At 70.6% G+C, this 23,573-nt stretch carries 21 protein-coding genes; 9 read left to right on the top strand and 12 right to left on the bottom strand.

The window, feature by feature from the left end:
- Positions 1–847 precede the first annotated feature (847 nt).
- On the top strand, positions 848–1,885 hold the full coding sequence (gene trpS, locus G3I71_RS37410; protein WP_164322007.1) for a tryptophan--tRNA ligase: 1,038 nt from the start codon (positions 848–850) through the stop codon (positions 1,883–1,885).
- Between the two features lie 18 nt (positions 1,886–1,903).
- On the opposite strand, the gene proC is transcribed toward trpS, so the two are convergent.
- The 6 genes from proC to G3I71_RS37380 form a co-directional block, all read right to left on the bottom strand.
- Complete coding sequence (proC, locus tag G3I71_RS37405) at positions 1,904–2,716, bottom strand: pyrroline-5-carboxylate reductase (RefSeq protein ID WP_164322005.1); 813 nt, start codon at positions 2,714–2,716, stop codon at positions 1,904–1,906.
- A 121-nt stretch (positions 2,717–2,837) separates the two neighbouring features.
- Entirely contained in the window at positions 2,838–3,632 is a 795-nt protein-coding gene (locus G3I71_RS37400; RefSeq protein WP_343243176.1) for an ABC transporter permease, read from the bottom strand.
- Positions 3,629–4,399 carry an ABC transporter ATP-binding protein gene (locus tag G3I71_RS37395; protein WP_239149571.1) on the bottom strand — a complete coding sequence of 257 codons (771 nt, stop codon included), beginning with the start codon at positions 4,397–4,399 and terminating at the stop codon, positions 3,629–3,631. The genes G3I71_RS37400 and G3I71_RS37395 overlap by 4 nt, the downstream gene beginning before the upstream one ends.
- Positions 4,400–4,623: 224 nt before the next feature.
- Entirely contained in the window at positions 4,624–5,445 is an 822-nt protein-coding gene (locus G3I71_RS37390) for a class I SAM-dependent methyltransferase (RefSeq protein ID WP_164322001.1), read from the bottom strand.
- A gap of 71 nt (positions 5,446–5,516) precedes the next feature.
- Positions 5,517–6,011, bottom strand: coding sequence for an EamA/RhaT family transporter (locus G3I71_RS37385; RefSeq protein WP_164321999.1), 495 nt, complete (start codon positions 6,009–6,011; stop codon positions 5,517–5,519).
- A 61-nt stretch (positions 6,012–6,072) separates the two neighbouring features.
- On the bottom strand, positions 6,073–6,417 hold the full coding sequence (locus G3I71_RS37380; protein ID WP_164321997.1) for an SH3 domain-containing protein: 345 nt from the start codon (positions 6,415–6,417) through the stop codon (positions 6,073–6,075).
- A 183-nt stretch (positions 6,418–6,600) separates the two neighbouring features.
- Between G3I71_RS37380 and G3I71_RS37375 the strand changes: the two genes are divergently transcribed.
- A complete protein-coding gene (locus G3I71_RS37375) occupies positions 6,601–8,754 on the top strand; it encodes a PQQ-binding-like beta-propeller repeat protein (protein WP_164321996.1) in 2,154 nt (717 codons plus the stop codon).
- A 118-nt stretch (positions 8,755–8,872) separates the two neighbouring features.
- Here G3I71_RS37375 and ilvD read toward each other — a convergent pair whose 3' ends face one another.
- The 4 genes from ilvD to G3I71_RS37355 all read right to left on the bottom strand — a co-directional run bounded on the left by ilvD (position 8,873) and on the right by G3I71_RS37355 (position 13,412).
- A complete protein-coding gene (gene ilvD, locus G3I71_RS37370) occupies positions 8,873–10,726 on the bottom strand; it encodes a dihydroxy-acid dehydratase (protein WP_164321994.1) in 1,854 nt (617 codons plus the stop codon).
- A gap of 152 nt (positions 10,727–10,878) precedes the next feature.
- Positions 10,879–11,493 carry a TetR/AcrR family transcriptional regulator gene (locus G3I71_RS37365; protein WP_164321992.1) on the bottom strand — a complete coding sequence of 205 codons (615 nt, stop codon included), beginning with the start codon at positions 11,491–11,493 and terminating at the stop codon, positions 10,879–10,881.
- Positions 11,490–12,329 carry a sugar phosphate isomerase/epimerase gene (locus tag G3I71_RS37360; RefSeq protein WP_164321990.1) on the bottom strand — a complete coding sequence of 280 codons (840 nt, stop codon included), beginning with the start codon at positions 12,327–12,329 and terminating at the stop codon, positions 11,490–11,492. The genes G3I71_RS37365 and G3I71_RS37360 overlap by 4 nt, the downstream gene beginning before the upstream one ends.
- 138 nt (positions 12,330–12,467) lie before the next feature.
- Positions 12,468–13,412, bottom strand: a complete 945-nt coding sequence (locus G3I71_RS37355) for a Ppx/GppA phosphatase family protein (protein ID WP_164321988.1) — start codon at positions 13,410–13,412, stop codon at positions 12,468–12,470.
- 155 nt (positions 13,413–13,567) lie between these two features.
- Here G3I71_RS37355 and G3I71_RS37350 point away from each other — a divergent pair, with 155 nt between their 5' ends.
- Complete coding sequence (locus G3I71_RS37350; protein WP_343243178.1) at positions 13,568–14,362, top strand: hypothetical protein; 795 nt, start codon at positions 13,568–13,570, stop codon at positions 14,360–14,362.
- Between the two features lie 23 nt (positions 14,363–14,385).
- Here G3I71_RS37350 and G3I71_RS37345 read toward each other — a convergent pair whose 3' ends face one another.
- The gene (locus tag G3I71_RS37345) at positions 14,386–16,212 is read right to left on the bottom strand and encodes a BACON domain-containing protein (protein WP_164321984.1); all 1,827 of its coding nucleotides are present in this window, start codon (positions 16,210–16,212) and stop codon (positions 14,386–14,388) included.
- A 208-nt stretch (positions 16,213–16,420) separates the two neighbouring features.
- On the opposite strand from G3I71_RS37345, the gene radA reads away from it, so the two are divergent.
- Together radA and disA are read left to right on the top strand one after the other, a co-directional pair.
- Positions 16,421–17,830, top strand: a complete 1,410-nt coding sequence (radA, locus tag G3I71_RS37340; protein WP_164321982.1) for a DNA repair protein RadA — start codon at positions 16,421–16,423, stop codon at positions 17,828–17,830.
- Positions 17,831–17,911: 81 nt separating this feature from the next.
- The gene (disA, locus tag G3I71_RS37335) at positions 17,912–19,036 is read left to right on the top strand and encodes a DNA integrity scanning diadenylate cyclase DisA (RefSeq protein ID WP_164321979.1); all 1,125 of its coding nucleotides are present in this window, start codon (positions 17,912–17,914) and stop codon (positions 19,034–19,036) included.
- Positions 19,037–19,095: 59 nt separating this feature from the next.
- Here the strand turns inward: disA and G3I71_RS37330 are convergent, their stop codons facing one another.
- Complete coding sequence (locus G3I71_RS37330; protein ID WP_164321977.1) at positions 19,096–19,965, bottom strand: hypothetical protein; 870 nt, start codon at positions 19,963–19,965, stop codon at positions 19,096–19,098.
- Between the two features lie 270 nt (positions 19,966–20,235).
- Here G3I71_RS37330 and G3I71_RS37325 point away from each other — a divergent pair, with 270 nt between their 5' ends.
- From G3I71_RS37325 to cseB, 4 genes are all read left to right on the top strand, one after another.
- Positions 20,236–21,177, top strand: coding sequence for an A/G-specific adenine glycosylase (locus tag G3I71_RS37325; RefSeq protein ID WP_164321975.1), 942 nt, complete (start codon positions 20,236–20,238; stop codon positions 21,175–21,177).
- Between the two features lie 297 nt (positions 21,178–21,474).
- Positions 21,475–22,017, top strand: a complete 543-nt coding sequence (locus tag G3I71_RS37320) for a SigE family RNA polymerase sigma factor (protein ID WP_164321973.1) — start codon at positions 21,475–21,477, stop codon at positions 22,015–22,017.
- Between the two features lie 125 nt (positions 22,018–22,142).
- Positions 22,143–22,796: a hypothetical protein gene (locus G3I71_RS37315; RefSeq protein WP_164322026.1), complete on the top strand. Its 654-nt coding sequence runs from the start codon at positions 22,143–22,145 to the stop codon at positions 22,794–22,796.
- Between the two features lie 60 nt (positions 22,797–22,856).
- Positions 22,857–23,564: a two-component system response regulator CseB gene (gene cseB / locus G3I71_RS37310; protein WP_164321971.1), complete on the top strand. Its 708-nt coding sequence runs from the start codon at positions 22,857–22,859 to the stop codon at positions 23,562–23,564.
- Positions 23,565–23,573: the final 9 nt, after the last annotated feature.

Below are 23,573 nucleotides of genomic sequence, written 5' to 3'. Positions count from 1 at the left end.
GTGAATGTCAACCCGTAATCGGGTCACACCACGAGAGCGGAACAGTCAAGCGGAATAAGCCCGACCGTTCACAGCGTCCTCGCTGTGTTTACTACTTCAAAGGAACCACAACCCACAGACAAAGCCCGTGAGCCGGGGTATCAACAAACTTGGCGTTGATTTTTGGCACGCTGTTGAGTTCTCAAGGAACGGACGCTTCCTTCGTACTCACCCTCTCGGGCTTTCCTCCGGGCTTTCCCTTCGGTCTTGCGTTTCCGACTCTACCAGACCGTTTCCGTATCCGATTTCCTCGGTGCTTTCCAGGTTTCCGCTTTCGCGTTTCCCTTTCCGGCGAGTCCGACTCTACCAGACCGTTTCGGGCCTGATTCCCAGTCAGCGGGGCTTGTCTTCCCGGCTGTTGGGCCGTTCCGACGAGTGAGACTTTAGCGGATTCCCTGCCTCCCGAGCCAATCGGGGGGTGCGCCCTTTCGAACGCGGATTCCTCATTTCGCAAATACGCATGCCAATGACATGCCACCGGCGCGACGACAGGTCGTCGACCGTTGCTTGGTACCTGCGGAATGGCTGTCCGGGGACCGACCGGGGTCGGCGCTCACGTCGAACAACTCGGAGAACACTACGTATGGGCCTGGAGAGTGTCAACTCGGTGTCGGAGGGGGCCCCGGCGGCGTACTCTCGTGGGCGTGATGACTACGCATACGTGCACCCAGCAGTGGTGGGCCGCCTGACGGCGGCCGTACACACGTATGTACTCAACGGCCGCCGCTTCGGCGGCCGTTCTTGTTTCTCCCTCCAGAGGGGGTCGGCCGACCGGGTGCGGTGGTCTCGACCAGGAGGTGGAGAAGAGATGACACGGGTCTTCAGTGGGATCAAGCCGACCGGGCATCTGACACTGGGGAACTACCTGGGGGCCATGCGGCGGTGGGCCGCGGTGGACCAGCACCGGGCGGACTCCCTGTTCTGCATCGTCGATCTGCACGCGCTGACCGTTGACCATGATCCCGCGCGCGTGCGTCGGCTCAGTCGGCAGGCGGCCACGCTGTTGCTGGCGTCGGGGCTCGATCCGGAGCTGTGCACCGTCTTCGTACAGAGTCATGTGGACGAGCACACGCGGCTGTCGTACGTGCTGGAGTGCGTGGCGTCCGACGGGGAGATGCGGCGGATGATCCAGTACAGGGAGAAGGCGGCGCGGGAGCGGGCGCGGGGTGGGAGTGTGCGGCTGTCGTTGCTGACGTATCCCGTGTTGATGGCGGCGGACATCCTGGCGTACGGGGCCGACGAGGTGCCCGTCGGGGACGACCAGACGCAGCATGTCGAGCTGACCCGGGATCTGGCGGTGCGGTTCAACCAGCGGTACGGCCATACGTTCGTGGTGCCGCGGGCCACGCGTCCGGCGGTGGGTGCTCGGGTCATGAATCTTCAGGAGTCGACGTCGAAGATGGGGAAGAGCGAGGACGTCGGGCCGGGAATCGTCTATCTGCTCGACGAGCCCGACGTGGTGCGGAAGAGGGTCATGCGGGCCGTGACCGACAGCGGGCGGGACGTCGAGTACGACCCGGAGGGGCGGCCGGGGGTCGCGAATCTGCTGGAGATCCTGGCGGCCTGTACGGGTGGGGAACCGTCGGAGCTGAGTGGTGTGTATCAGTCGTACGGGGATCTGAAGAAGGACGTCGCGGAGGCCGTGGTCGAGGTTCTCAGGCCCCTGCGGGACCGGCACAGGGAGTTGTGCGCGGATCCCGCGTTTGTGGAGGGGGTGCTGCGGGACGGGGCGGAGAGAGCGCGGGCGATCGCGCGGCCGACCGTTGATGCCGCTTATCGCGCGATCGGGCTGCTGCCTGCGCACGCCGAGGCCGAGGCCGGGGTTGTCGTGGACATGGGCCGGTAGGCGCGGTGGCGGTCGGCTTCAGTTGTTGTTGCCTGCGGCCAGGGCCCGGCTGCGGTCGCGGGCGGCTTCGAGGGCGGCGATGAGGGCGGCTCGTACGCCGTGGTTCTCGAGTTCGCGGATGGCGCTGATGGTGGTGCCCGCGGGAGACGTGACGTTCTCGCGGAGCTTCACCGGGTGTTCGCCGCTGTCGCGGAGCATCACGGCGGCGCCGATCGCGGACTGGACGATCAGGTCGTGGGCCTTGTCGCGGGGCAGGCCGAGCAGGATGCCGGCGTCCGTCATGGCTTCGACCAGGTAGAAGAAGTACGCCGGGCCGGAGCCGGAGAGGGCGGTGCAGGCGTCCTGCTGGGACTCGGGGACGCGGAGCGTCTTGCCGACGGCGCCGAAGATCTCCTCCGTGTGGGCGAGGTGGTCTGCGGTGGCGTGGCTGCCGGCGGAGATGACCGACATGGCCTCGTCGACGAGGGCCGGGGTGTTCGTCATGACGCGGACGACCGGGGTGCCGGTGGTGAGGCGGGCCTCGATGGAGGTCGTGGTGATGCCGGCGGCTCCGCTGATGACCAGGCGGTCGGCGGGGACGTGGGGGGCGAGTTCGTCGAGGAGGGTGCCCATGTCCTGCGGCTTGACCGTGAGGATCAGGGTGTCGGCGGTCTTCGCCGCCTCCGGGTTGGTGACCGGGGTCACTCCGTAGCGGGTGCGGAGTTCTTCGGCTCGTTCCGGGCGGCGGGCGGTGACCAGGAGGTCGGCCGGGGCCCAGCCTGCTCGGATCATTCCGCTGAGCAGGGCTTCGCCGATCTTGCCGGTGCCGAGGACTGCGACTTTCTGGGTCATGGTTGCGGTGCCCTCCGGGGGTTGCGTCGTCCGGGGTCATCCTCGCATCGGGGGCGGGTGGGTGGAGTGGCTGTCCGGTGGGCGGGATGTCCCGTCCCGTACCTGGCGGCTGCGGAGTTGCTCACTGGGTTCGGCGGCGGAGGGTTGCCGCGCCCAGGGTCAGGACCAGTAGGGCGCAGGTCGCGACGATCAGGGTGTCTCGTACGAAGGTGGCTGTGATGTCCGTGTGGGTGAGGACCTCGTTCATGCCGTCCACCGCGTAGGACATGGGGAGGACGTCGGAGATCGCTTCCAGGGCCGGATGCATGTTGGAGCGGGGGGTGAAGAGGCCGCAGAGGAGGAGCTGGGGGAAGATCACCGCCGGCATGAACTGGACCGCCTGGAACTCCGAGGACGCGAAGGCCGAGACGAAGAGGCCGAGGGCCGTGCCCAGCAGGGCGTCCAGCAGGGCCACCAGGAGGAGCAGCCAGGGGGAGCCCGTCACGTCCAGGCCCAGGAGCCAGACCGCCAGACCGGTGGCCAGGGCCGACTGGATGATCGCAAGGATTCCGAAGGCCAGGGCGTAGCCGGCGATGAGGTCGCCCTTGCCCAGGGGCATGGCGAGGAGGCGTTCGAGGGTGCCCGAGGTGCGTTCGCGCAGGGTGGCGATCGAGGTCACCAGGAACATCGTGATGAGGGGGAAGATCCCGAGGAGCGACGCGCCGATGCCGTCGAACGTGTGCGCGCTGCCGTCGAAGACGTAACGGAGCAGGAACAGGAGCAGGCTCGGGAGCACGATCAGCATCGCGATGGTGCGCGGGTCGTGCCGGAGTTGCGCCAGGACCCGGATCGCGGTGGCCGTGGTTCGGGAGGCGTTCAGGGCCGAGGTAGTGCTCTGGGTGGGGATCGGGGTGAGGGTCGGGGTGGCGGTGGTCACTGGGTCTGCTCCTTCTTTGTTGTCGACGTTGTCGACTTCTTCGCTTCGTCCACCAGGTGCAGGAACGCCGCTTCCACCGTCTCCGTCGCCGTGCGGGTGCGCAGGGCGTCCGGGGTGTCGTCGGCGAGGAGTTCGCCGTCGCGCAGGAGGAGGAGGCGGTGGCAGCGTTCGGCCTCGTCCATGACGTGGGAGGAGATGAGGAGCGTCGCTCCGCGGGTGGCCGCGATGGTGTGGAAGAGGGCCCACAGGTCGCGGCGGAGGACCGGGTCGAGGCCGACGGTGGGTTCGTCGAGGACCAGGAGCTCGGGGGTGCCGAGGAGGGCCACCGCCAGTGAGACGCGGCTGCGTTGGCCGCCGGAGAGGTTGCCCGCGAGGGCGTCGGCGTGGGCGGTGAGGTCCACGTCGGTGATGGCGCGGGTGACGTTCTCGTGGCGGCGGTCGGCGGCTGCGCGGCCGGGGTCGAGGATCGCGGCGAAGTAGGCCAGGTTCTGGCGGACCGTCAGGTCGTCGTAGACCGAGGGTGCCTGGGTCACGTAGCCGATGCGGGTACGGAGGGTGGCGTGGCCGGCCGGTTGGCCGAGGACCTCCAGGGTGCCGGTGACCTTGGCCTGGGTGCCGACGATCGCCCGCATGAGGGTCGATTTTCCGCAGCCCGAGGGGCCGAGCAGGCCGGTGATCCGGCCGCGCGGGACGGTGAAGTCGAGGCCGCGCAGGACTTTGCGGGTGCCTCGTACGACGGTGAGGGCTTCGGCCTGTACGGCCGGCATGGCCTGCACCGATTGGACGGATCGGACGGCTTGTCCGAGAGGGGGGTCACTGTTATTCATCATGTGATGAATAATGCTCTCGGTCCGGGGGTGCGTCAAGTGCGTCGAGTGGGTGGGGCACAGGCGCCTGGCGGAGTGATCGGGGGTGCGTTCGTCATGCGTGTGCGGCGGCCCTGGAGGGTGGGCCGCCGCGCGGGGGCATGCGGTGGTGGGGAGGTGCGTGGTCAATGAGTGGTGCGGTCGGGGGTGGGCGTGGGGGTGGCCGGGGTTTTGGCTACCAGCAGGTCCACCTCGTAGGTCTCCTCTAGCGTTTCGGCCGGGAAGAGCTTGAGCAGGAGGTTGCGTTCCTCGGCCAGGAAGGCTGCGGCGTCCTCCTTGTCGTGGACCAGGAAGGCCGAGTGGCTGCCGATGTTGGCCAGGTGGGTGTCGATCGGGACCTGGCGGCTCCAGCGGAGCTGACGGCGGGCGAATACGAGGCGGCCAGAGGGGTCCGCTGCGCGGCCGGAGGCGTTGCTCTGCTCCACTGCCACGTCGATGCCGAAGAAGTACTTGATGCGGTTCGCCTGGGCGGCGACCCAGGGGACGTCCAGGGCGTACGTGTTCCACCACAGGACGAGTGCGCCGCCCGGGCGCAGGACGCGGAGGGCCTCCGGGACGGCGTGGGCCGGGTCGGTCCAGTGCCAGGACTGGGCGTAGGTGAGGAAGTCGACGGAGGCGTCGGCCAGAGGGAGGGCGTTGCCGTTGCCTCGGACGATCGGGACGTCGGGGAGGGTGCGGCGGAACTGGGCCGCCATGCCGTCGCCGGGTTCCACGGCGATCACGTGGGCGCCGTGGGCGTGGAGAAGGGCGGTGGATATGCCGGTGCCGGCGCCGATGTCTGCGACGCGGGAGCCGGGGAGGGAGTGGGCGGCCAGGTGTTCTACGGCGTCGAGGAGGGCGGGGGGATAGGACGGGCGGTTCTGGGCGTATTGGGCTGCGGCTGCGTTGAAGGAGGTGGCTCGGGAGGGGGTGGGGGGTTGGACGGGAGGTTGGGTTGAGGCCGTCATGTGGACATGGTGGCGGGGGGTGTCGGTGGGGGGAGCGGGTTTGGGGAAGAGTTGGGCCGGAGATCGGCCCCCTACCGCCTTCGTCGCCTCGCCGGGTTTCCTGTTCGGCGGGTGGTGCGGCGGGTCTGTCGGTCGCGGGAGGTCTCGTATTCCTGGCGGTGGAGGGATTCGCCGGGGGCCTCTTTGAGGGAGCGGAGGAAGTAGGCGGCCAGGGAGCCTACGAAGCCGATCGCCAGGAGGCCCCGGAGAGAGGCCTGGCGTGCCGGGTCCGGGCGGGTGGTGAAGGCGCCCCAGGTGTGGCCGAACGCCAGCGCGCTGCACACCGCGAACATGACCAGGACCAGGAGGGTCACCGCTCCCCCTGTCTCCGCGATCCGCAGGCCCTCGTAAGCCAGGCGCAGGATCAGGCAGGACGCGATCGTCGCCGTCAGTGAACCCGCGGCCACTCCCACCCGGCGGGCCGTGTAGCCGGCGTCGTGGTCCACCCAGGTCGTGCCGAAGAAGCGGATGGGCTCGGGGAGAGGGGCTGTACGGGCGTCGCCCGTCGTACCGGTCTTGTCGCTCACCCGTCGATTATCGCCAGCCGGGCACCGGCACCGAATGCCGGTGCCCGGCTGGGCACGTGGGTCAGGAGCAGTGCGCCGCCACGTAGCCGTCGCTGCCCGTCAGGACGTACGCGTCCGAGACGTACTCGCCGCTGTCGATGTTGTCCCAGATGTTCGACGTACCGTACGGACCGGCGATGGCCTCGCCGGGGCGCTGGCAGTAGATCGGGATCTTGGCGCCCTCGGCCAGTACGCGGACGATGGTGTAGCCGGTGCCGGGGCCGCTGCGGACGTTGAGGCGGTACCCGGGGGCGACCGAGTAGTAGCGGACGGACGTGGTCGCCGCCGCGGTCGCGGCTGCCGCTGTGGTGAGCGTCAGCTCCGTGGCCTCGCCGGCCGTTCTCGCCCCGATGTTGTCTGTGGACATGGAAAAACCTCCCCCGTTGAACTCCCATGACTGCCATGGGGTCCGGGTGATACCCCTAAAACACGCCATGAAACACATGTACGAAACTCGTACACCGGCGTCAGCACGCCGCCTCTGTCCCGAACCCCTCATCGACTAGGCTCCATGCGTCGAACGCACGGCGAACAGCACGGGGGTGAGTCCATGACGCCACAGCGGAACTCCGGAACCGGCGCGGAAGCGGAATATCCGGAGTACGCCGGTCAGTACCGTCTGGAGTCACGGCTGGGTTCCGGCGGCATGGGCGTGGTGCACCTGGCCCGGAGTACCTCCGGGATGAAGCTCGCCGTCAAGGTCGTACACGGCGAGTTCGCCGAGAACCCCGAGTTCAGGGGACGGTTCCGGCAGGAGATCGCCGCCGCCCGGCGCGTCAGCGGTGCCTTCACCGCGCCCGTCGTCGATGCCGACCCCGACGCCGAACGGCCTTGGATGGCCACCCTGTTCATCCCCGGGCCGACCCTTGCCGACGAGGTGAAGCGGAACGGGTCCATGAACGCCGGGCAGTTGCGGCGGCTGATGGCCGGGCTCGCCGAGGCGCTGCGGGACATTCACCGGGTCGGGGTCGTCCACCGGGATCTGAAACCGAGCAACGTGCTGCTCGCCGAGGACGGTCCGAAGGTCATCGACTTCGGCATTTCTCGGCCGAAGGACAGCGAACTGCACACCGAGACGGGCAAGTTGATCGGTACGCCGCCGTTCATGGCGCCCGAGCAGTTCCGGCGGCCTCGCGAGGTGGGGCCCGCCGCCGACATCTTCGCCCTGGGGTCGGTGATGGTGCACGCGTCGACCGGGCGCGGACCGTTCGACTCCGACAGTCCGTACGTCGTCGCCTACCAGGTCGTGCACGACGAACCCGACTTGACCGGTGTGCCGGAGAACCTCGCCCCGCTGGTGCTGGGTTGCCTCGCCAAGGAGCCCGAGGACCGGCCCACTCCCGACGAACTGATGCGGGAACTCCGGTCGGTCGCCGCCTCGTACGACACCCAGTCGTTCGTGCCCGAGGAGCGGCGCGACAGCCGCTTCCCGGCTTCCACCGACCCCGCTTCCCCTGACGCCGACTCGCCCTCGCCCGCCGGGCGTTCGGATCGGCGGCGGCTGCGCAAGCGCGTCCTCCTCGCCGCGGGTTCCCTCGTTCTCGCCGCCGGGTGCGTCTTCGCCTCGGTGCAGGTGTTCGGCGGTGATACGACGGTCGCCGAGCCCACGGACCGTTCCTCCAGGGCCGGTACCGGTACGACGGCCGCCGCTGCCGGTTTCCGGGCCTGGGTGGTGCGGCCGGGCACCGGTGGCACCACGGGTATGCCCCAATGCTCTTACGGTGGCGGGAAGTTGTTCTGCGCCCAGAAGGGGCTCGTCTCCGCGATCGACCCCGCCGACGGTACCGTCCTGTGGCGGCATCCGATCGACGCCACCCTCATTCCGAGCCGGCCGCCGGTGCTGTCGGGCGGGCTCGTGCACCCCCCGCTGGACAACGGCCCTCGGCTGGAGGCACTCGATCCGGCCACGGGCCACACCCGCTGGCAGGAGACCGTGTCCGACCGCGTCGGCCTCGGATACGCCGGCGGGATGACCCTCCTCACCGGCTCCGACGGCAAGGTCACCGGCGTCGACAGCGCGTCCGGCGACAGCAAGTGGAACCGGCGGATCGCAGACCTGAGCGGCCCCCAGCTGTTCTCCTTCACCGGCGACCAGCTCGCGTACGCCACGAGCCCGGCCCAGGACGGGGCGAGCACCCGGGTCGTCGCGCTGGACCCCGGCACCGGTGACGTGCGCTGGCAGGAGAAGCTGAACGGGCAGCTGAAGCCCATCGGCACCACCGGCGCGGGCGCCTCCGTCTTCTTCGCCGCCCTCGACACCGTGTACGGGGACACGGTCGCCGTCGTCGACTACGACCCGGCGACCGGCGCCTCGCGCAAGGTCGAGGTGGCCGTTCCGCTCCAGCGGGCCCATGGTGTCGTGCGCGGGGACACCGTCTATCTGCTGGGCGGCGGAGGTACGGTGATCGCCGTGGATCTGAAGGCGGGGAAGCAACTCTGGCGGCTGGAGACGGCCGTGAGCCTAGGCTCGGCTCCCGCCGCGGACGGGCGGTACGTGTACTTCACCGCCGCCGACGGACGGCTGCTCGCGGTGAACGCCCGTACGGGGAAGCTCGCGGGGCAGACGTCGCCGCGGCTCGGCCCGGCCTCGGACACGATCGCGGCCTCGCTGCCCGCCCCCGTCGTCGCCGGCGGACGCGTCTACGCGAGCGCTCCCGACGGTTCCGTCTTCGCCGTGGACGCGGCCGACCCGGCCGACTGGTGATCCGGGGCGCCACGGACACGTACGGCACCTGAAGCACGTACAGGAAGATCATGACGAAAGGGCCGCTCCTGAGGAGCGGCCCTTTCGTGCAGGCACAGATGCAGATGCGCGAAGGGGGTCAGCCCAGCAGTGACACGTCCCGCACCGCGCCCTTGTCGGCGCTCGTCGCCATCGCCGCGTATGCGCGCAGGGCCTGCGAGACCTTGCGTTCGCGGGAGACGGGGGCGTAGACGCCGTTCAGGGACTCGCGGCGGGCCGCCAACTCGTCGTCCGGGACCAGGAGTTCGATCGTGCGGTTCGGGATGTCGATGCGGATGCGGTCGCCGTCCTTGACCAGGGCGATGGTGCCGCCGGAGGCCGCCTCGGGGGACGCGTGGCCGATGGAGAGGCCCGAGGTGCCGCCGGAGAAGCGGCCGTCCGTGACCAGGGCGCAGGTCTTGCCGAGGCCCCGGCCCTTGAGGAACGAGGTGGGGTAGAGCATTTCCTGCATGCCGGGGCCGCCCTTGGGACCCTCGTAGCGGATGACGACGACGTCGCCGTCCTTCACCTGCTTGTTGAGGATCTTCTCGACGGCTGCTTCCTGCGACTCGCAGACGACCGCGGGGCCCTCGAAGGTCCAGATCGACTCGTCGACACCGGCCGTCTTCACGACGCAGCCGTCGACGGCGAGGTTGCCCTTGAGGACCGCGAGGCCGCCGTCCTTCGAGTACGCGTGCTCGGCGCTGCGGATGCAGCCGCCGGCGGCGTCCACGTCCAGGGCCTCCCAGCGCTCGGACTGGGAGAAGGCCTCGGCGGAACGGACACAGCCGGGTGCCGCGTGCCACAGCTCCAGGGCCTCCGGCGACGGGGAGCCGCCGCGCACGTCCCAGGTCTTCAGCCAGTCGGCGAGGGACGAGCTGTGAACCGAGTTCACGTCCTCGTTGAGCAGGCCCGCGCGGTGCAGTTCGCCGAGGAGGGCGGGGATGCCGCCGGCCCGGTGCACGTCCTCCATGTAGTACGTGCGGTCCTTGGCGACGTTCGGCGCGACCTTCGCCAGGCACGGCACCCGGCGCGAGACCGCGTTGATGTCGTCCAGGTCGAACTTGACGCCCGCTTCCTGGGCGGCGGCCAGCAGGTGCAGGATCGTGTTGGTCGAGCCGCCCATAGCGATGTCGAGGGCCATGGCGTTCTGGAAGGCCGCGAAGGTGGCGACGTTGCGGGGCAGGACCGTCTCGTCGTCCTGCTCGTAGTAGCGGCGGGTGATGTCCATCACCGTGCGGCCCGCGTTCTCGTACAGCGCGCGGCGGGCCGTGTGCGTGGCCAGGACCGAGCCGTTGCCGGGGAGGGCGAGTCCGATGGCCTCCGCGAGGCAGTTCATCGAGTTGGCCGTGAACATGCCGGAACAGGAACCGCAGGTCGGACAGGCGTTCTCCTCGATACGGAGGATGTCCTCGTCCGAGATCTTGTCGTTCACCGCGTCGGAGATCGCGTCGACCAGGTCGAGCGTGCGGACCGTGCCGTCGACCAGCGTGGCCCGGCCGGACTCCATCGGTCCGCCGGAGACGAAGACCGTGGGGATGTTGAGCCGCAGGGCGGCGTTCAGCATGCCCGGGGTGATCTTGTCGCAGTTGGAGATGCAGATCAGGGCGTCGGCGCAGTGCGCCTCGACCATGTACTCCACGCTGTCCGCGATCAGGTCGCGGGAGGGGAGGCTGTAGAGCATGCCTCCGTGGCCCATCGCGATGCCGTCGTCGACGGCGATCGTGTTGAACTCGCGCGGGATGCCTCCGGCGGCGGTGATGGCCGCGCTGACGATGCGGCCGACCGGCTGGAGGTGGGTGTGGCCGGGCACGAACTCGGTGAAGCTGTTCGCGACCGCGATGATCGGCTTCCGCCCGATGTCGGCACCCGGTACACCGGAGGCACGCATAAGGGCGCGGGCGCCCGCCATGTTGCGGCCGTGGGTGACGGTACGGGACCTCAGCTCGGGCATCGTCGCTCGCCTCGCTCCTTCAGAAAGTTATGACTGAAGTCGAGCGTACGCCGGTTATCCAGTGGGCGGACACGCCGTCCGGAATGCGGGATGAGTGTCTCGGCTTCCGGGCTTTCGGCCGCGGGTCCGGTGGGGGCTTGTCGCGCCCGGGCTCAGGGCGCTGTCAGGTGGGACTGGATCACCGGGGCCACCCTTGCGATGATCTCGTCCGGGTTGGCCGAGGCCAGGGGCTCCACCTTGATGACGTAGCGGAGCATCGCGATTCCCACGAGTTGGGCGGCGGCCAGTTCGGCGCGGAGTTCGGCGTCCGGGAGGTCCAGCTGGACGGCGAGGCGGCGCAGCAGCTGGGTGGAGATCAGGCGGCGGAAGACTCCGGCCGCGGCCTCGTTGTTCATGGCGGAGCGGACGATCGCGAGCAGTGCCTTGCGCGTCGCCGGGGTCTCCCAGATGCCGAAGAAGAAGCGGGCGAGCCGCTCACCGACGCCGTCGAGCGGGCCCTCGACGATCGAGCCGGGCGCCTCCAGGACGGGTCCGAGGGCGACCGAGATGGACGCCTCGAAGACCTGCTCCTTGGTACCGAAGTAGTGGTGCACCAGCGCCGGGTCCACCTCCGCGACCTTGGCGATGCCGCGTACGGAGGTCTTGTCGTAGCCCCGCACGGCGAACTCCTCGCGGGCCGCGGCCAGGATGCGGTCGCGGGCGGCGGGGGCGTCGGCGGAGTCCGTACGGGAGGGGCGTCCCCGGCGGCGCGGGGCGGCGCTGGTCATGGGCGCGGTCCCCCGCCGGGGACGGCTCTGACGGCCGAGGCCAGGTGGAGGCGGGTGAAGGCGAGCGCCTCGGCGAGGTCGGCCTCGCGCTCGGCGCTGGACATCGCGCGGCGCGTGTTCACCTCGATGACGACATGGCCGTCGAAACCGGTGACCGCGAGCCGTTCGAGCAGCTCGGCGCAGGGCTGCGTTCCGCGGCCCGGTACCAGGTGCTCGTCCTTGTTGGAGCCGTTGCCGTCGGCGAGGTGGACGTGGCCGAGGCGGTCGCCCATCAGGCCGACCATCTCCATGGCGTCGCTGCGGGCCGTCGCGGTGTGGCTGAGGTCGATCGTGAAGTGCCGGTAGTCGTCCTTCGTCACGTCCCAGTCGGGGGCGTACGCGAGCATCTCGCGGTCGCGGTAGCGCCAGGGGTACATGTTCTCGACGCCGAACCGGACGTCCGTCTCGTCGGCCATGCGCCAGATGCCGGTGACGAAGTCACGCGCGTACTGGCGCTGCCAGCGGAAGGGCGGGTGTACGACGACGGTCGACGCGCCGAGCTTCTCGGCGGCTGCCTGGGCGCGCTGGAGCTTGGTCCAGGGGTCCGTGGACCAGACGCGCTGGGTGATGAGCAGGCAGGGGGCGTGGACGGCGAGGATGGGGATCCGGTGGTAGTCGCTCAGTCTGCGCAGGGCTTCGATGTCCTGGCTGACGGGGTCTGTCCAGACCATGACCTCGACGCCGTCGTAGCCGAGACGCGCGGCGATCTCGAAGGCCGTCGCCGTCGACTCCGGGTAGACGGAGGCTGTGGACAGCGCGACCTTCGCATCCGGGATGCGTACGACTGGTTCTGCCACGGGAGACAGAGTACGGGGTGCGTTGGTTGGCCGGGGTGGGGGTGCCTATTCGCCGTCGAGGGTCGGTGGTTGGGCGGGTGCGGGTTGTGGGTGGCTTGTCGCGCAGTTCCCCGCGCCCCTGTTGGTGCCCCTGTCGGTCTACTCCGTGCCCATGTGAGTGCCCATGTGGTCGAGGCGGCGGAGGATCACGCCTTCGCGGAGGGCCCAGGGGCAGACCTCCAGGGTTTTCACGGCGAAGAGGTCCATCGCGGCCTCGGCCACCAGGGCGCCCGCGACCAGTTGGTTGGCCCGGCCTTCCGAGACTCCGGGGAGGGCTGCTCGTTCCGCCGTCGTCATGGCTGCGAGTTCGGGGACCAGGGTCTGCAGGGACTCGCGCTTCAGCTCACGCTGGACGTAGAGGCCGTCCGTGGAGCGGGCGGCCCCGGCCAGGCGGGCGAGCTGCTTGAACGTCTTCGAGGTGGCGACGACGTGGTCGGGGGCGCCGAAGCGGCTGAACTCGCCGACCGTACGGGCGATCTGGGCGCGTACATGGCGGCGCAGGGACCTGATGTCGTCGGGGTCGGGCGGGTCGCCCGGGAGCCAGCCCGCGGTCAGGCGGCCTGCGCCGAGCGGGAGGGAGACGGCGGTGTCGGGCTGCTCGTCGATGCCGTAGGCGATCTCCAGGGAGCCGCCGCCGATGTCGAGGACGAGGAGCTTGCCGGCCGACCAGCCGAACCAGCGGCGGGCGGCGAGGAAGGTGAGCCGGGCCTCCTCGGAGCCGGACAGCACCTGGAGCTCGACGCCCGTTTCGGCCTGCACGCGCGCGAGGACGTCGTCGGCGTTGCTGGCCTCGCGCACGGCGGAGGTGGCGAACGGCAGCAGGTCCACGACGCCCTTGTCCTCGGCGGCCTGGAGCGCGTCCTGGATCACGGCGACGAGTTTGTCGACCCCCTCGGGGCCGATCGCTCCGGCGTCGTCGAGGAGCTGGGCGAGCCGCAGCTCGACCTTGTGCGAATGCGCGGGCAGGGGGCGCGCGCCGGGGTGCGCATCCACCACCAGCAGATGCACCGTGTTCGATCCCACGTCGAGGACACCGAGTCTCATGGACGGAACGCTACTGCCAGCCGCGCCCGCATCCGTCCCCGGAGCGGTGCCGGAAGGGGCTCCGGGCGACTTACCCTGGACGCGTGCCCAAGACGAAAAAGGCAAAGGCCGACAAGTCGGCAGAGTCAGCCCTCCCCGCGAAGGCTGCGAAGGCCGTGAAATCCCCGAGATCCTCGAAACCTCCGAAGACGGTGGTGGTGAGCGACGAGAAGGGGCTCGACTTCGCGCGCGCCTGGGTGGAGTTTCCCGATCCGGCGGACGAGGAGCAGGTCTTCCGCTGTGATCTGACCTGGCTGACCTCCCGCTGGAACTGCGTCTTCGGAAGTGGCTGCCAGGGCATCCAGGCCGGCCGCGCGGACGACGGCTGCTGCACGCTGGGGGCGCATTTCTCCGACAAGGACGACGAGAAGCGCGTCGCCGGACATGTGGCGCGGCTCACGCCCGACATCTGGCAGCACCACGCCATCGGCACCGAGTCCGGCTGGACCTCCGAGGACGAGGAGGGGTCGCGGCAGACCCGGCCGTACCAGGGGTCCTGCATCTTCCAGAACCGGCCGGGGTTCGCGGGCGGCGCCGGCTGCTCGCTGCACATCCTGGCGCTGAAGGAGGGCCTCGAACCGCTGGAGACCAAGCCGGACGTGTGCTGGCAGCTTCCGGTGCGGCGGACGTACGACTGGATCGACCGGCCCGACGACACGCGCGTGCTCCAGGTGTCGATCGGTGAGTACGACCGGCGCGGCTGGGGTCCGGGCGGCCACGACCTGCACTGGTGGTGCACGTCGGCGACCTCGGCGCACGGCGCGGGCGACCCGGTGTACGTCTCGTACCGGCCGGAGCTGGTCGAGCTGATGGGCAAGGCGGGGTACGACCGGCTGGTCGAGCTCTGCGAGGAGCGGCTGGCCTCGCAGTTGCCGCTGCTGGCCCCGCATCCGGCGGATCCCGTTCGCTGATTCCCTTCGCTGACGCGAGCGGCTCAGGGCGTTGCCACGGGGCTCGGGGAGCCGCTGTCGGCGGGCGGCGACGAGCCTCCGGGGTCTGCGGGGGTCGAGGTCACCGAGGCCGTCGGGGTGGGGGTCGGGGTGGGCTCCGGGTCCGGTGACGAGGACGGTGGCGGATCGCTGGGGGGCGGGGTCGCGGGCGCGGAGGTCGTCGGGTCCGGATCCGGGGGCGGGGTGCTCGGGCGGGGCGGGCCGGGGGCCGGGGGGTTCACCGGGGTCGGGTCCGGGGGTGTGGGCGCGGTGCCGTACCCCTCGATGGAGACGACGGCGGACGCCGGTGCGATCGACACCCGCGCGCTCCAGTGACCGGACGGCTCGCGCAGAGGGTCGACGTACACCTTGATCGTGAACGACTCGCCGGGCCGCAGCGTTCCCGAGGACCGGCTCGGATACAGCCAGGACGCCCCGGTGGACGCCGTCCAGCGCACCGGGGTGTGCCCGGACGCGGTGAGGGTGATGAGCGTGGTGTCGCCGTCGCTGGACGCCTCCACAGTGAGGTGGCCCGGGCTCTCCTTCGCGCCGGGGACCGCGCTGACGACCTCTACGGAGACGTCGGGTGAGCCGTGGTCCTTCCTGACGAGGCCCCTGTCGGCGCCGGTGCCCGCGTTGCCGGCGTTGCCCGCGTTCTCGTAGCCGCCGCCCGCGGCCTCGCCGTCGAGGATGTCGTGGCGCTGCGCCTCGCTCGCGGTGGCCGACCGGTCCCCCGGGCCGCCCTCGCCGGTCACCGGCGCCCCGCGGTAGGCCGCCCACAGGGCGAGCACGGGGGCGGCGACCACGGTGGCGACGACCGTGGTGGTGACGGCACGCGCGCGTAGCCGGTCCCTTCGGGCGGCGCGGTCCTTGGGGTCCATCGGGAAGCCGCGCCGGTCGAAGCGCGGGGCGGCGGTACCCCGCGCGCGCGGGAGGTGTGCCATGGCGACGTGCAGGGCAGCGCGGGGCGCCTCCAGGACGGGCAGTTCGGCGGGCGTGACGCTGGTGCCGGGCCAGGAGCCGGGGACGGCCCGCTCGGCGGTACGGCGGCACCGCGGGCAGTCGTCGACGTGACGGACCAGTTCACGGCGCAGTGCCGTGCTGAGCACCAGCTGGTGGTCGCCGGTGAGGCGGGAGACGCTCGGACAGGCGCCGGTCTCGACGACGGCGAGGGCCGCGCGGGTGCGTTCGACCTCGCAGGCGGCGGAGGCGAGCAGGTCTCCGGCGGCGGCGGCGTCCAGGCCCAGTACGGCGGCGACCTCGTGGGCGTCGAGCTTGTGACGCACGGCGAGTTCGAGTGCCTCGCGCTGCTCGGGGGTGGTTCCGGCGGCCTCCGGCCAGGCGAGCTGGGCCAGTTCACGGCGGTGCGCTTCCTGGGCCTCCTCGGAGACGCAGCCCCCGGAAGAGGAGGCGGAGGCAGCAGAGGCGGCGGAGTCCGGGGCGGCCTGGGGCGCGGGGACCGCGGACGCCTGCCGCTTACCGCGTCGGCCTGCCGCGTGCGTGCTCTGACGTTTCTGCTTGGCCTCGGCCAGCTTGCGCAGACAGGCCCAGCGGGCCAGCGCGTACAGCCAGGCTCTGCGGTCACCGGCGGACTCCGGGCCGCGCGGGCTGCGGCGCTCGGCGAGCGCGAGGACGTCGCCGAGGGCGGCGGTGGCCGTGTCGTGGTCGCACAGGACGGACAGACAGTAGGTGAACAGGCCGTCCAGATACGGCTCGTAGCGCGCGGGCGGGCGCTGGACCAGCGTGCGTGCCGCCGCCCGGTCGCGCGCCTCACGGTGCGCCCGGTGTGTGCCGGTGCTGCGGGTCGGGGTGTCCGGACTACTGCTCATCACCCGTGCGACCGTAGGCGCCTTACGACGGGCCCCCCTCCCACCTTGAGCACTTTTAATCCGTACGGGTGAAACGATCCCTCAATAGGGGACAGCAACCCCGGATTCCGTGGCCTGTTCCCGCCCTGACGTGGCCGATTACCGCCGAGGGCGCGGCTTCCGGCACCCGTCGGCGACGGTGGTGTCGGTGCTCCCGGTTACGGTTCGTCCCATGGCTGTTCGTACGAAGACCGCTAAGGACCGTCCGTCCTACCGCTGCACCGAGTGCGGCTGGCAGACGGCCAAGTGGCTCGGCCGTTGCTCCGAGTGCCAGGCGTGGGGCACGGTCGAGGAGTACGGCGCGCCCGCGGTCCGTACGACGGCACCGGGCCGCGTCACCACCTCCGCGGTCCCCATCGGCCAGGTCGACGTCCGCCAGGCCACCGCACGCAGCACCGGCGTGCCCGAACTGGACCGTGTACTCGGCGGCGGGCTGGTCCCCGGTGCCGTGGTTCTCGTGGCCGGTGAGCCGGGCGTCGGCAAGTCGACGCTCCTCCTGGACGTCGCGGCGAAGTCGGCGAGCGACGAGCACCGCACGCTCTACATCACCGGTGAGGAGTCCGCGAGCCAGGTCCGGCTGCGCGCCGACCGCATCAAGGCGATCGACGACCACCTGTATCTGGCCGCTGAGACCGACCTCTCGGCGGTGCTGGGCCACCTGGAGGCCGTGAAACCGTCCCTCCTGATCCTCGACTCCGTCCAGACGGTGGCCTCGCCGGAGATCGACGGCGCGGCGGGCGGCATGGCGCAGGTCCGCGAGGTCGCCGGGGCGCTGATCCGCGCGTCCAAGGAGCGCGGTATGTCGACGCTCCTGGTGGGCCACGTCACCAAGGACGGCGCGATCGCCGGCCCGCGTCTCCTGGAACACCTGGTGGACGTGGTCCTGTCCTTCGAGGGCGACCGGCACGCCCGCCTCCGCCTCGTCCGGGGCGTCAAGAACCGCTACGGCACGACGGACGAGGTCGGCTGCTTCGAACTGCACGACGAGGGCATCACGGGCCTCGCCGACCCGAGCGGCCTGTTCCTGACCCGGCGCGCCGAGCCGGTGCCCGGCACCTGCCTGACCGTCACCCTGGAGGGCCGCCGCCCGCTCGTCGTCGAGGTCCAGGCGCTCACCGTCGACTCGCAGATCCCCTCCCCCAGGCGGACGACATCGGGCCTGGAGACGTCCCGGGTCTCGATGATGCTCGCGGTTCTCGAACAACGGGGCAGGATCAGCGCACTCGGAAAGCGGGACATCTATTCGGCCACGGTCGGCGGGGTGAAGCTCTCCGAGCCGGCCGCGGACCTCGCGATCGCCCTCGCGCTGGCCTCCGCCGCGAGCGACACCCCGCTGCCCAAGAACCTGGTCGCGATCGGCGAAGTGGGCCTCGCGGGCGAGGTCAGACGGGTGACGGGGGTCCAGCGCCGACTGTCCGAAGCGCACCGTCTGGGCTTCACCCACGCCCTCGTTCCGTCGGACCCCGGCAAGGTCCCCGCCGGTATGAAGGTCATCGAAGTCGCCGACATGGGGGACGCGCTCCGGGTGCTTCCGAGGTCGCGTAGGCGAGACGCCCCACGGGACGACGAGGACCGCCGGTAGACTTTGCCCAGGTCTCGCCCGTCCGTACGAACAACGTGTGCGAAGCGGGAGCGGCCCAGTACCTGCGACCGGAGGAGTGCAGTGGCAGCCAACGACCGGGCAGCAGCTCCAGGAAAGTACGGCGGGAGCTCCGGTGCCGATGGCCTGATGCGCGCCTCACTGAGCGCCGTGGCACCCGGCACGGCGCTGCGCGACGGGCTTGAACGGATTCTCCGCGGCAACACCGGCGGACTCATCGTGCTCGGCTCCGACAAGACAGTCGAGGCGATGTGCACGGGCGGTTTCGTCCTGGACGTCGAGTTCTCGGCGACGCGGCTGCGCGAGCTGTGCAAGCTCGACGGCGGCATCGTGGTCTCGTCGGACCTGTCCAAGATCCTGCGGGCCGGCGTCCAGCTGGTCCCCGACCCGAACATCCCCACCGAGGAGACAGGCACCCGGCACCGCACCGCCGACCGTGTGTCGAAGCAGGTGGCCTACTCGGTCATCTCGGTCTCCCAGTCCATGAGACTCATCGCGCTGTACGTGGACGGTCAGCGCCGGGTCCTGGAGGACTCGGCCGCGATCCTGTCCCGCGCGAACCAGGCCCTGGCGACCCTGGAGCGCTACAAGCTCCGCCTCGACGAGGTCGCGGGCACGCTGTCCGCGCTGGAGATCGAGGACCTGGTGACGGTCCGGGACGTCTCCGCGGTGGTGCAGCGCCTGGAGATGGTCCGCCTCATCGCGACGGAAATCGCCGGTTACGTGCTCGAGTTGGGCACCGACGGGCGGCTTCTGACCCTTCAGCTGGAGGAGTTGATCGCGGGCGTGGAGCCGGAGCGCGAGCTGGTGGTCCGGGACTACGTCCCCGAGCCGACCGCCAAACGCTCCCGCACGGTCGACGAGGCGCTCGGCGAACTCGACGCGCTCAGCCACGCCGAACTGCTCGAACTCTCCACGGTGGCCAAGGCCCTCGGCTACACGGGCTCACCCGAGGCCCTCGACTCTGCGGTCTCCCCCCGCGGCTTCCGCCTCCTGGCGAAGGTGCCGCGCCTGCCCGGCGCGATCATCGACCGCCTGGTGGAACACTTCGGCAGCCTGCAGAAGCTGCTGGCGGCGAGCGTCGACGAGCTCCAGACGGTGGACGGGGTCGGCGAGACGAGGGCGCGCAGTGTCCGGGAGGGACTGTCGCGGCTGGCGGAGTCGTCGATTCTGGAGCGGTACGTGTAGGTCGGCACCAGGTCGGTACGCGGAGGTGGGACCGAGGGGCCGTGCTTACACGGCCCCTCTCAGTCCTTGTCCAGCACGAAAGAGATCTGGGCCTTCGGGAAGCCCTGGGCCTGCGCCTCCACGAGGTAGGTGTCGGCCGTCGCCGACCCCGCCTTCGGGGTGGCGCACTCCGGGGCGCTCGCCTTGCGGTCCCACTCGAAGGTGTACGTGATGCTGCCGCCGGCCGAGACACGGAACAGCAGACCTGCCGCGTCCTTGGGGCAGTCGTCCGAGGCCCAGATGTCGTCGTCGCTGCTCGCCTGCGTGATCGTCACGACCGCCGCCTTCGGGCCGAGGTCGATCTTGCAGTCGTTGGCGGAGGAGTTCCTGGCAACCAGCTGGAAGGTGGGCGTCTCGTCGGGCGCGTAGGTGTTCTGGACACTGCGCAGGCTCAACTGGACGACGCCGGCGGTGCAGTTGGGCAGGGTGGAACCGACCGGGAGCGTATCGCCGCTGCCTACGCTGCCGTTGACGCCGTCGTCCGTGCCGGCGGAACCGCCACCCGTCCCGGCGGAACCGCTGTCGCCGCCGGAGCCGGCCGAACCGCTCGAACCGCCGGAGTCCTCTGAACCCCCGGAGCTCCCGGAACTCCCGGAGCCCGCCGAGCCGGAACCGGAGTCCGAGCCGCCGGTGTCCGAGCTGCCCGACTCGTCGCGTCCGCCCGGGGCTTGGCTGATCGCGGGCCCCGAACCGGACGGTCCCGGGGTGATCGTCTGCTCGGGATCCTTGCCGTTGGCGCCGTCCGTGCCGTTGTTGCCGCCTCCGCCGCCGGAGGCGACGATCCAGATGCCCAGCAACGCCAGCAGGGCGAGCAAAGACAGCAGAACGGCCCTCCGTCGCCAGTAGATGGAGGAGGGAAGCGGCCCGACCGGATTGCGCATAGATCCCACGGCGCAAACTGTACGAGAGATCGGACAGTTCACTCGCCCCACCCGCCGCCCAGGCACCAACTTTTCCGGATCATCATCCCGGCGAAGGGGGTTGGTGACGTGGGTGAACTCCTTTCGGGCGGGGAGCAGTTCGGGGCGGGTCGCGCTTCCCGGCCCGCATCTCCGGCCCGGGACGGGACGGGCAGGCGCGGCGGGGGCGAAGAAACAACCGGGTCGTACCGCACCGCGTCGCACACCCCCGCACCCCCACATGGCAGGATCGGAACCGCCATGACTGCGCCCACGAAACCCCCGCACCGCGACGCCGACCCGACACCCCTAGCCTCCCCCATCGCCGACGGCACCCCCCTGCACTCCCCCGTCATCGACTGGTTCGACGACCACGCCCGCGACCTCCCCTGGCGGCGCCCGGACGCCGGTCCCTGGGGGGTGATGGTCAGCGAGTTCATGCTGCAGCAGACACCGGTCAGCCGCGTACTGCCCGTCTACGAGCAGTGGCTCGCCCAATGGCCCCGCCCCGCCGACCTCGCCGCCGCCCCCTCGGGCGAGGCCGTCCGCGCCTGGGGCCGGCTCGGCTACCCGCGCCGCGCCCTGCGCCTGCACGGCGCCGCCGTCGCCATAACGGAACGCCACGGTGGCGACGTACCCACCGAGCACGCCCAGCTGCTCGCCCTGCCCGGCATCGGCGAGTACACCGCCGCGGCCGTCGCCTCCTTCGCCTACGGCCAGCGGCACGCCGTACTGGACACGAACGTCCGCCGGGTCTTCGCCCGCGCCGTCACCGGCGTCCAGTACCCCCCGAACGCCACCACCGCCGCCGAACGCAAGCTCGCCCGCGCCCTGTTGCCGGACGACGAGCCCACAGCCGCCCGCTGGGCCGCGGCCTCCATGGAACTCGGCGCGCTCGTCTGCACGGCCCGGAACGAGACCTGCCATCGCTGTCCGATCGCCGCCCGGTGCGCGTGGCGGCTCGCCGGGAAGCCCGACCACGAGGGCCCGGCGCGCCGGGGCCAGACGTACGCGGGCACGGACCGTCAGGTACGCGGCAAGCTGCTCGCCGTACTCCGCGAAGCGCACACCCCCGTACCGCAGGCCGCGCTCGACGGTGTGTGGCACGAGCCGGTCCAGCGCGCCCGGGCCCTCGACGGCCTGGTCTCCGACGGTCTGGTCGAGCCCCTGCCGGGCGGGCTGTACCGCCTGCCGCACAGCTGAGACAGACGGCCGGGGACGCCCACAGCCAAAACACATGCCCGGACTTCCGTAACGCCCCAACATGCTTCCGCAACACACCCACCAGACCGCCAAATCACCTCATAACCCCGCCAATTACCCCACCGCCCTACCCCTTCCCCATTTCCGTTACACAACCGACGGACAGCCGAGCGCTCCCCGAAGGCTGGCTCGGACAACTCCGTGACAACAGCTCCGTAGCTTCATCCCTGTAGAGACCACAAGGCAGTGAAGCCGACCGGAAGACAGGTCGGAAACGGGGAGCGGGAGGCGGTCGACATGGCGCAGCAGGGCGAGGTGCTCGGATTCGAGGAGTACGTCCGCACACGGCAGGACGCGCTGTTGCGCAGCGCCCGTCGGCTGGTCCCGGACCCCGTCGACGCGCAGGACCTGCTGCAGACGGCGCTCGTGCGGACGTACGGCCGCTGGGACGGCATAGCGGACAAGCGGCTCGCGGACGCCTACCTCCGCCGGGTGATGATCAACACCCGGACGGAGTGGTGGCGGGCACGCAAGCTCGAAGAGGTACCCACCGAGCAGCTCCCGGACGCGAGCGTCGACGACTCCACCGAGCAGCACGCGGACCGCGCACTCCTGATGGACGTCATGAAGGTTCTCGCACCCAAGCAGCGGAGCGTCGTCGTGCTGCGACACTGGGAGCAGATGTCCACGGAGGAGACGGCCGCCGCCCTCGGCATGTCGGCCGGAACGGTCAAGAGCACGCTGCACCGGGCGCTCGCCCGGCTCCGGGAGGAGCTGGAGGCCCGCGATCTGGACGCACGCGCGCTGGAGCATGAGGAGCGGGAGCGTTGCGCGGCCTAGGCACAGGGGCGACCGATCCCGGGGTCCCACGGACACGCACAGGGACACGAACAGGGACAGGGACGACGGATTCGGACGCGTCCCCGCCAGTGGGCCGGGGTCCCGCTCCTGGGCATGGCCCGGGGCTGCTCGTAGGGCCGGGGCTGTCCGTCCCTGCCCGGCGGGCCTTTCAGGCGGTGATCACGGCGACGGCCGTGCTCGCCGCCCTCACCCTTTTCGTCTCCGCCTGCGCCACCGGCGGCACCGGCGCCCGTGACGAGGGCCCGGCCGGCGCCGATGCCGCCACGGGCAGGCTGAGCTCCACCCCCATGCCCTCCGCGTACGCCACTCCGGACGACGTGGACGCGGTCGAGCTCATCAGGGACGACCCGAAGGTCGCGACCTCGGTCAAGCAGGCGCTGAAGCCGTGCGTCGGGGACGAGTACCCGATCGACGTGTCGTACGGGGACCTGACCGACGGAGCCGCCGACGACGTCGTCGTCAACGTCATGACGTGCAGCGATGCCGTCGGCGTCGGTTCCTACGTGTACCGCGAGGCGGGGGACGGGTACCGGAACGTCTTCAGGGCCGAGGAGTCCCCGGTGTATGCGGAGATAGACCGCGGCGACCTGGTGGTCACCAAGCAGGTCTACAAGAAGGACGACCCGGTGACGAGCCCGTCCGGCGAGAATGTGATCACCTATCGCTGGACGGCGGGTCGCTTCGCCCTCGAGTACCGCACGCACAACGAGTACAGCGGCGCGGTCGACGGCGACGCTCCGACGCCGGCCCCGAACTGACCGACACCTACCGAGCCCATACCGCCGCCACACACGAGACGAGAACTGAGAGCACCCGGGATGGCAGACCAGACCCACGTCCTCTTCGTCGAGGACGACGACGTCATCCGCGAGGCCACCCAACTCGCCCTGGAGCGGGACGGCTTCGCGGTCACCGCCATGCCCGACGGGCTGTCGGGCCTGGAGGCGTTCCGCGCCGACCGCCCCGACATCGCCCTCCTGGACGTCATGGTCCCGGGCCTCGACGGGGTCAGCCTGTGCCGCCGTATCCGCGACGAGTCCACCGTTCCGGTGATCATGCTGTCGGCGCGCGCCGACTCGATCGACGTGGTCCTGGGCCTGGAGGCGGGCGCCGACGACTACGTCACGAAGCCCTTCGACGGTGCTGTGCTGGTGGCCCGGATCCGCGCGGTCCTGCGCCGCTTCGGTCACGCGAGCGGCCCGGGCTCGGCGGCCTCGGAGGACAGCGGGCCCGTGACCGGCGGGGTGCTGGTCTTCGGGGATCTGGAGATCGACACCGAGGGCATGGAGGTCCGCAAGGAGGGCCGGACGGTGGCCCTGACGCCCACCGAGATGCGCCTGCTGCTGGAGTTCTCGTCCGCGCCGGGCACGGTCCTGTCCCGCGACAAGCTCCTCGAACGCGTCTGGGACTACGGCTGGGGCGGTGACACCCGTGTCGTCGACGTCCATGTGCAGCGGCTGCGTACGAAGATCGGCCAGGACCGGATCGAGACGGTCCGCGGCTTCGGCTACAAGTTGAAGGCCTGAGCGGGCCAC

The organism is Streptomyces sp. SID12501, assembly GCF_010550245.1.
In the GTDB taxonomy this organism is placed as follows: Bacteria; Actinomycetota; Actinomycetes; order Streptomycetales; family Streptomycetaceae; genus Streptomyces.
The sequence above is the reverse complement of the archived record's forward strand: the minus strand, read 5'-3'. Positions and strand labels throughout refer to the sequence as shown.